The organism is Chloroflexota bacterium (genome assembly GCA_015478725.1).
Classification (GTDB): Bacteria; Chloroflexota; Limnocylindria; order Limnocylindrales; family CSP1-4; genus C-114.
In genome coordinates this window covers 113,291-121,515 of sequence record JADMIG010000006.1, presented here as the reverse complement: position 1 = coordinate 121,515, position 8,225 = coordinate 113,291, and the positions used below count along the sequence as shown (strand labels likewise).

The following is an 8,225-nucleotide window of genomic DNA, read 5'->3' as shown; positions in this document are numbered from 1 at the left end:
CGACTGATCGGATTGGAGCGAAACGGGTGATCGGATTGGAGCGAAATCCGCACCGTGCGGCGGAGATCTGCCGTTCGACCGGCTTTGAGCCGGTCCTCCATCACCACGCCGCGACGTACGTCGAGACCGCTGACGAGATCCGGCGGGTCCTCGAGGCGATGGACCCGTCGCTCCTCGGCCTGTGCCTCGACACCGGGCACGCCCGCTTCGGCGGCGCCGACCCGGTGACGCTCGTCGAGGCGTACCACGAGCTCATCCGCCATGTCCACCTGAAAGACGTGTCGTCGGCGGTCCTCGCTGCCGGCCGCGATCGCGGCGAGGACTTCGAGGCGCTCACCGGCGCCGGCGCCTTCTGCGAGCTCGGCCGAGGTGACGCCCGGATCGCCGACGTCGTCGCCGCCCTCCGTCGCCACGACTACCACGGCTGGGTCGTCGTGGAGCAGGACCGCTACCTGCGGACGGGCGACACGCTCGACGCCGTCGTCGCCGCCCAGGGTAGGAACCGGGGATACCTCGCGACGCTCGGCATCTGAGGGCCGCCCGGACGATCGCCTAACGTTTCCGCGGTCCGCCGGCATCGACGAGCGGGACCCGCGGATCCGGTGGCATGGTCGCCCACGCCGCCCGGACGAAGTCGAGATCCGGGTCGAACGAGCAGGCCATCGTCCGCCGGTCGCCGGCGAGGGCGTTGAGGTAGTAGGCGTCCGCGCCGTGGCTCGTCACGAACGGGTGGTAGCCGTCCGTGACGATGACGACGTCCCCCGAGCGCACCTCCCAGAGCGCGTCGCGTGGCCCGGATGATCGTTCCAGGGGCGTACCCGGACGCCGGTAGACCCGCTGGATCGCCCAGTCCTCGGGCCGCCGGAACCGGTAGCAATAGATCTCCTCGAGGACGGCCTCGTCGGGCATCGCGTCGACGTCGTGCTTGTGCGGCGGCCAGCTCGACCAGTTCCCGGACGGCGTATATACCTCGACGAGCAGCAGCCGATCGGCCGGGAACTCGGGAGCGATGATGTGGGTGATCTGTCGCGTCGCGTTCCCGGCACCGCGGCTCTCGATCCGGCAGTCCTCCGGGCGGATCACGACCGGCCGCCCGGTGGCCTTCGCCCGGGCGGCGATCGGAGAGCGGGCGATCGCGAGATCCACGCTTCCATGGTGATCGAGCGGAACGCCCACGACGGTCGCACCGATCGCCGCCGGCAGGTAGACGGCCCACGGGAGACCATCCCAGACCGAGCGTCGGCCGGCGAGCTCGAGGAGGGCACCCCGGTCGTCGCCGGGCCTGACCGCGACACCGCCTCCGCCGAGCACGACGATGGCGGTCTCCCGCCCGTCCGACGGGATCGCGAGCTCCGCGCCCGCGCCGAGCGTCCGTGTCTCGAACGACAGATACCGCCAGCCAGCTCGTGTCGGATCGAGGCCGACCGCTCCGTCGCCCTCCGGCCTCAGGTGGAGCGCGTCCACGGCGAGGCGGTTCGGCGGCGCGACTGCCGCGACCGGCGGATCGCCGCCGGCCGACGAGCCACTCATGCGCGGGAGGTCGCGACGTCCGGATTCGGCAGGACCGCGTCCGTGACCTGGTGGAGGAGATCGTGGTAGGAGCCGATGAACGCGCGGAGTGTCCGGACCGTCGGCCCGAACGTGTCGAACTCGTCGAGCGACAGGCCGTCCGGCTCATAGGCGCGAACGAAGTCCGGGAAGTGCCGCTCGAGATCCGCGATGATCGCCGCCGGGACCGGATCGTCCATCCGCGGGCGCACGTCGATGTCCGAGGCGTTGAACCGCCGTTGCCAGATCGCCGGCAGGGTGATGACGACGTCGCCGCCGATGAGCTCGCTCCAGTGGTAGTGATGGCGGACCGCGGCGCCGAGGAGGCGGGCCCGAAGGCCCCGTTCGCGGAACACAGCGTACGCTCGCTTGAAGACCGCGACGCCGGACCAGGGCAGCGCCAGCGGGTCCGCGACGATCCCGTCGCGCTCGGTCTGGACGCGGAGCCAGTCCTCGATCCGGCCCATCATGAGCGTGATGACCGGGCCCATCCGGTGCACGGGCAGCCCTTCGACCTCTCGCCGACGAAGCCCCCGCTCGACCGCTTCGGCCGCGGCGACCGCCTGGGCGACGCTGAAACTCACCGTGCAGTTGACGTTGACGCCGCGATATGTCGCCTCCTCCATGACGCCGATCCCGGCCGCGGTGGCCGGGAACTTCACGATGATGTTCGGCGCGAGTCCGGCGAAATGGACGCCCTGGGCGAGCATCCGCTCGGGGGTTCGCCAGAACGTCGGATCGGTCTGCATCGAGAGTCGGCCCTGCCGGCCGCCGGTCCGTTCGTGCGCGGGCAGGAGGAGCGGGGCCGCCCGGAGCGACATCGCTTCGACGATGCTCCAGGCGAGGTCCACCTCCGTCCATGTCGGGTGGGCCTGCGCGAGCTCACGGGTCGTCGCACGCCAGCGGCCCGGGTCGGACCGCCAGACGTCGCTGACGATGGTCGGGTTCGCCGTGGCGCCGACGGCGCCATTCGCGACGGCGTACTCGAGCTCCTCGACGGAACACGAATCGTTCCAGATGTCGGTCGCCGTCGCGGCGACCGTGCGGGCGAGGGGAGTGTCGGTGAGGACGTCCATGGCCTCCTCGGCGACCGGCGGTCGTCGCGATCGGGATGGCCCGCCGAGCGGTCGGCGGGCAGGGGCATAATACCGCTCGGCATCGCGAAGCAATCGATTACGGGACGGTGTGGGATGGCCGAGCCGGTGCGCCTGTCGGGCGCGCAGATCCTCGTCGAATACCTCGTCCGCCAGGGCGTCACCCACGCCGCCGGCATCCCCGGCCACGGCTGCTGGGCGATCGTCGACGCGCTCATCGATCGGAGCGACGCGATCCGGACCGTTCAGGTGATGCACGAGCAGTCGGCGGTCCACCTCGCCGACGGCTGGTACCGGGTCAGCGGCCGACCGATGCTCGCGTTCTCGAGCATCGGTCCCGGCGCGATGAACACCGTCGTCGGGATGGGCACCGCGTATGTGGATTCGACGGCCGTCCTCCTTGCCGTGGGTTCGGCCCATACGTACATGCGCGGTCACGGCCTGTTCCAGGAGTTCGAGCGCCGCCACGCTGCCGACAACCCGCGGGTCTTCGAGCCGGTCGTGAAGGAGTGGTGGCAGCCGTCGAGAGTGGACGAGTTGCCGTTCGTCCTCCATCGGGCGTGGAATCAGATGGTCTCCGGGCGTCCCGGACCGGTCCTCCTCGATCTCGCCATGGACCTTCAGGCGGAGTCCGCGGACGTCGTCCTCCCCGATCCGGCCGCCCGCGAGGCTCGCGGCCGTCTCCGCCCTGCTGCCGACGATGTCGAGCGGGCGGCGGCACTCGTCCGCGGCGCCCGACGGCCGGTCATCGTCGCCGGGGGAGGGGTCATCCTCGCCGACGCGGCCGCCGAGCTCACCGCACTCGCCGAGCGACTCGGCGCAGCGGTCGTCACGACGTGGCAGGGCAAGGGCGCGATCGACGAGACCCACGAGCTCGCGGGCCAGACGATCGGCGACACCGCCTCGACCTGCGGCAACGAACTCGCCGCGAGCGCCGACGTCGTCATCTCCGTCGGGAACCGCTTCACGGACTGGAGCGCTTCGTCGTACCGCAAGGGCGTGACGTTCTCGATCCCGCCCTCCCGGCTCGTCCAGATCGACATCGATCCGCGGGAGATCGGCAAGAACTATCCGGTCGAGGCGTCGCTCGTCGGCGACGCGAAGGCGGTCCTCGTCGACCTCCTCGCGGCGCTGGGACCCGGAGGCGGCCCCACCGTGTACCGCGACAGCGCCTATTTTGAGGAGATCCAGCGTCGCACGGCGACCTGGTTCGCGAGCCTCGAGCGCCTCTCCGGATCCGACGCGGTCCCGATGACGATGGCCAGGGCGACCCGCGAGATCCAGGCGGCGACCCGGCCGGATGCCATCGTCGTCACGGGCGCGGGACTGCCCCAGGGGATCGTCAAGCAACGCTGGGTGACGCGCCGGCCGAGGACCCACATCACGTCGGGCGGGTTCTCCACGATGGGCTTCGAGCTGCCGGCCGCGATCGGCTGCCAGCTCGCGGCGCCGGACCGGCAGGTCCTCGCGATCGGCGGCGACGGGAGCTTCCTCCAGACGATGCAGGAGCTCGCCGCTGCGGCGATGCTCGACGTGGCGGTCTGCATGGTGGTCCTCGACAACAGCGGCTGGATCAGCATCAAGGGCGGCCAACGGACATTCTTCGGCCGCAGCGCGGCCACCGACTTCCTCCGTCGTGGGGAGCTCTACCAGCCGGATTACGCCGCGATCGGCCGAGCGTTCGGCGTCCACACCGAACAGGCGACACGGCCGGACGAGGTCCGCCCTGCGGTCGAGCGGGCGCTCGCGTCCGGCGGCCCGTCGCTCGTGCATGTCCGGGTGGACCGCGATCTCGCCGTGGCCGGGCCGGAGAAGACCGGCTGGTGGGATGCCCCGAGCCCCGAATACCACCCCGAGGAGCGGGCCCGATACCTCGCCGGCCTCGCGGAGGAGCAGCAGCGGTGAACGCAGGCGGATGGTGAGCGGACCGGACTCACGCTGATGGGTGCCACCATGGCGGACGTGGCGGCCCGCGTCGGCGTCTCGACGGCGACGGTGAGCCGGATCCTCTCCGGGGCGCTCCGGGCCCGCCCGGAGACCCGGGCCCGCGTCTTCGCCGTCGTGGAGGAGCTCGGCTATCGCCCGTCGGGCGTCGCCCGTTCTCTCAAGCTTCAACGGACGCGGACGATCGGCCTCATCATCACGGACGTCGAGAACCCGTTCTTCGCCGAGATCGTGCGGGCCGTCGAGGATGCGGCCGTCGGCTCGGAATACGCGGTCGTCCTCTGCAACGGCGCCGACGATCCGGAACGGGAGGCCGCCTACCTCGAGATCCTCGCCGAGCGGCGCGTCGATGGGATCATCGTGGCGAGCGGCGGGGTGGGCGAGCGGCACGCACGCTGGCTCGCGAGGGCGCCGTTGCCGGTGGTGATGATGAATTCCGAGCTGTCCGTGCCGGGCGTGCCGACGATCCTCTCGGACAATCGAGCGGGCGGCCGCCTCGCCGCGGAGCATCTCGTGGGGCTCGGTCACCGGACGATCGGGCACATCGGGGCGCCGGCCGTCCACGGTGCGGCGCGGCCGAGGCTGGCCGGGATCCGCGACGGGCTGGTGGGGGCCGGGCGGAGCGTGGGGACGCTCCGTCTCGCCGTCGGCGACGGGCACGTCGCGGAGGGCGAGCGGGCGATGGCCCGACTCCTCCGCCGCTCGCCGGATCTCAGTGCCGTGATCTGCTACAACGACCTCACGGCGATCGGAGCGCTCCGTGCGCTGCGGGCCTCCGGCCGGCGAGTGCCCGAGGACGTGAGCGTCGTCGGCTTCGACGGACTCTCGCTCGCCGGGTACATGGACCCGCCGCTCACGACGGTCGCCCAGTCGACGGTCGCGATGAGCCAGTGGGCCGTCCGGCGCCTCATCGAGCGGATCGACGAGCACGCGGCGACACCGACGAGAGCGGAGGTCACGGAGATCGCGGAGATCGTGCGACTCCCGGTCCGGCTCGTCGTCCGCGGATCCACCGGCCCCGCCGCCGGACCTCGGTGATCGGGCTGCCGATGCGGGCCGAAGGTCGCCCAAGTCCTTTCGGTAACGTCCGACGTCGCTCATCTCGCCGCATCGTGTGCCACCTACGCTCCCGGTGCGTGCTTGGTCGTCGGATCCGGGCCGACGGCCACGGGCGCACGCTCGGTGGGCGGCGGCCGGCACACGCCATCCACCGTGCGCTGCGTCCAGTACGCAGTCCGCGCGTACCCGACGCGCGAGGGTGGTGGCGACGAATGCGGGCAGTCTCACCTGGGCTCCCCTGGCCCGACCCTCGCCCCTGGCCCGGCCTCGCCCTGGGCGCCCCGGCTCCGGCGCCGCCGATTGACAGCGATGGCCCGCGTGGTATGGTGCGCCCGCGTCGGTCGAGCAATCGATTACGTCAGGCAACCCAGCCGCACCCGAAGCGCGACGATCCGGTCGCTCGGGATGCGGGTCCGAGGAGGCAGGATGCGGGTCCGAGGAGGCGAGATCGGATGAGGGTCGCCCTCATCGGCGCCGGCCGCATCGGAGCGATGCACGCCCGCAACCTCGTCGATTGCGCGGGCGTCACCGAGCTCCTCGTCGCGGACGTCGACACGGCCCGCGCCGCCGAGGTCGCACGGAGCGTCGGAGCGGCCCCGAGCCCCACGATCGACGCGGCGATGGACGGTGCCGAGGCGGTCGTCATCGCCGCCGCGACGGACGCCCATGCGGAGCTCATCCGGGCGACCGCGGACCGGCGCCTGCCGACATTCTGCGAGAAGCCGATCGCGAAAGACCTCGCCGAGAGCGTCGCCGTCGTCGAGCACGTCGAGCGCGCCGGCATCCCTCTCCAGCTCGGGTTCCAGCGCCGCTTCGACCCGGGCTACCTCGAGGCCCGCCGGCTCATCGCGAGCGGGGAGCTCGGCACGATCTATGCGGTCGCTCTCCACGGCCACGATCCCGAGCCACCGCACGAGGCATACATCCCGACGTCGGGCGGGATCTTCCGCGACTTCAGCGTGCACGACTTCGACATCGTCCGCTGGCTCGTCGGCGCGGACGTCGAGGAGATCTACGCGATGGGCAGCGTGCGCGGCTTCGACGTCTTCGCGAAGTACGGCGACGTCGACACCGCGGTGGCGTCACTGCGGATGACGAACGGCGTCCTCGCCACCCTCATGACGACCCGCCACGATCCGCTCGGCTATGACATCCGGGCCGAGGTGTACGGATCGCGGGACAGCGTCGTCGTCGGTCTCGGACCACGGAGCCCGTTCCGGTCCGCCGAGCCGGGGGTCCCGGCGCCGGCAGGTCCCGCCTGGCCGAACTTCTTCGATCGGTTCCCGGAAGCGTACCGAGCCGAGCTCGACGCCTTCCTGTCCGTCGCGGCAGGGAACGCACCGAGCCCGTGCACCGGACGCGACGGGATCGCCGCCCTGCGGACGGCGATCGCCGCCGACCGCTCCCGTCGCGAACAGCGCCCGGTCCTGGTGACCGAGATCTAGTCAGGCGAACATGTGCAGCGGGGTTCCCCGATGCGCGAGAATGTCCGCGACTCACCGCCTCGCGGCGGCCGCCAGTCAGAGGAGGAGCACATGAGAGTCCCGAAGTTGTTGGCGCTCGCCGGGAGCGTCGCGCTCGTCGCGAGCGCCTGCTCGAGTGCGGCGACGCCCGCCCCGTCGAGCGGGAGCGGCGGTGGAAGTGCCGACCGATCCGGCATCCTCATCGAGGTCGTGACCCACGGTCAGGCGTCCGATCCGTTCTGGAGCATCTTCAAGAACGGTGTCGACCAGGCCGCCAAGGACATGGGCGTCAAGGTCGAGTACAACGCCCCGCAGACCTTCGACATGAACGCCATGGGTCAGCTCATCGACGCTGCGGTGGCAAAGAAGCCGGCCGGCCTCGTCGTCTCGATCCCGGATGCGACGGCCCTCGGCCCCCACATCCAGGCCGCGGTCGCGGCCGGGATCCCGGTCATCTCCGCCAACTCCGGTTCAGACGTGTACGCCAAGCTCGGCGTCCTCACCCACGTCGGCCAGGATGAGTCGATCGCGGGCCAGAAGGCGGGCTCGCTCATGAAGGCGGCCGGCGTGACGAACGCCATCTGCATCAACCAGGAAGTCGGCAACGCCGGCCTCGACGCCCGGTGCAAGGGCTTCGCCACCGGTCTCGGCGGCAAGTCCACCGTCCTCCAGGTCGACCTCAACGACCAGTCCGGCGCTCAGCAGAAGATCACGGCGGCCCTGCAGGCCGATCCGACGATCAACGGCGTCATGGCCCTCGGCCCCACCGGCGCTGCGCCGGCCCTCAAGGCGATCACCGCCCTCAACCTCGCCGGCAAGGTCCATCTCGCGACCTTCGACCTCTCGAAGGACGTCCTCGCCGCCATCCAGGCCGGTACCGTCGACTTCGCGATCGACCAGCAGCAGTGGCTGCAGGGGTACCTGCCGGTCGTCTTCCTCACCTACTATCACCTCTACGGGCTCATGCCCGGCGGTGGGCAGCCCGTCCTCACCGGCCCCGGCGTCGTCGACAAGACGAACGTCGCGACCGTGATCGCGAACACCGGCACCACCCGGTAGTCCGCAGCTCGTTCGTCGCTCTGAGGGGCCGGCCGGAGACGGCCGGCCCCTCGCGTCT

At 71.3% G+C, this 8,225-nt stretch carries 7 protein-coding genes; 5 read left to right on the top strand and 2 right to left on the bottom strand.

From position 1 onward, the window contains the following. Nucleotides 1-26 precede the first annotated feature (26 nt). Nucleotides 27-533, top strand: coding sequence for a TIM barrel protein (locus IVW53_06790; GenBank protein ID MBF6605275.1), 507 nt, complete (start codon nucleotides 27-29; stop codon nucleotides 531-533). A gap of 19 nt (nucleotides 534-552) precedes the next feature. Here the strand turns inward: IVW53_06790 and iolB are convergent, their stop codons facing one another. Next, nucleotides 553-1,530 carry a 5-deoxy-glucuronate isomerase gene (gene iolB / locus IVW53_06785; GenBank protein MBF6605274.1) on the bottom strand — a complete coding sequence of 326 codons (978 nt, stop codon included), beginning with the start codon at nucleotides 1,528-1,530 and terminating at the stop codon, nucleotides 553-555. Next, a complete protein-coding gene (locus IVW53_06780) occupies nucleotides 1,527-2,624 on the bottom strand; it encodes a transaldolase (GenBank protein ID MBF6605273.1) in 1,098 nt (365 codons plus the stop codon). The genes iolB and IVW53_06780 overlap by 4 nt, the downstream gene beginning before the upstream one ends. A 114-nt stretch (nucleotides 2,625-2,738) precedes the next feature. Between IVW53_06780 and IVW53_06775 the strand changes: the two genes are divergently transcribed. The 4 genes from IVW53_06775 (at nucleotide 2,739) to IVW53_06760 (ending at nucleotide 8,167) form a co-directional block, all read left to right on the top strand. Further along, nucleotides 2,739-4,547, top strand: coding sequence for a thiamine pyrophosphate-binding protein (locus IVW53_06775; GenBank protein MBF6605272.1), 1,809 nt, complete (start codon nucleotides 2,739-2,741; stop codon nucleotides 4,545-4,547). A gap of 36 nt (nucleotides 4,548-4,583) precedes the next feature. Continuing rightward, entirely contained in the window at nucleotides 4,584-5,624 is a 1,041-nt protein-coding gene (locus IVW53_06770; protein MBF6605271.1) for a LacI family DNA-binding transcriptional regulator, read from the top strand. Between the two features lie 473 nt (nucleotides 5,625-6,097). Continuing rightward, nucleotides 6,098-7,090 carry a Gfo/Idh/MocA family oxidoreductase gene (locus IVW53_06765; GenBank protein ID MBF6605270.1) on the top strand — a complete coding sequence of 331 codons (993 nt, stop codon included), beginning with the start codon at nucleotides 6,098-6,100 and terminating at the stop codon, nucleotides 7,088-7,090. A gap of 90 nt (nucleotides 7,091-7,180) precedes the next feature. Continuing rightward, complete coding sequence (locus IVW53_06760) at nucleotides 7,181-8,167, top strand: sugar ABC transporter substrate-binding protein (GenBank protein ID MBF6605269.1); 987 nt, start codon at nucleotides 7,181-7,183, stop codon at nucleotides 8,165-8,167. Nucleotides 8,168-8,225: the final 58 nt, after the last annotated feature.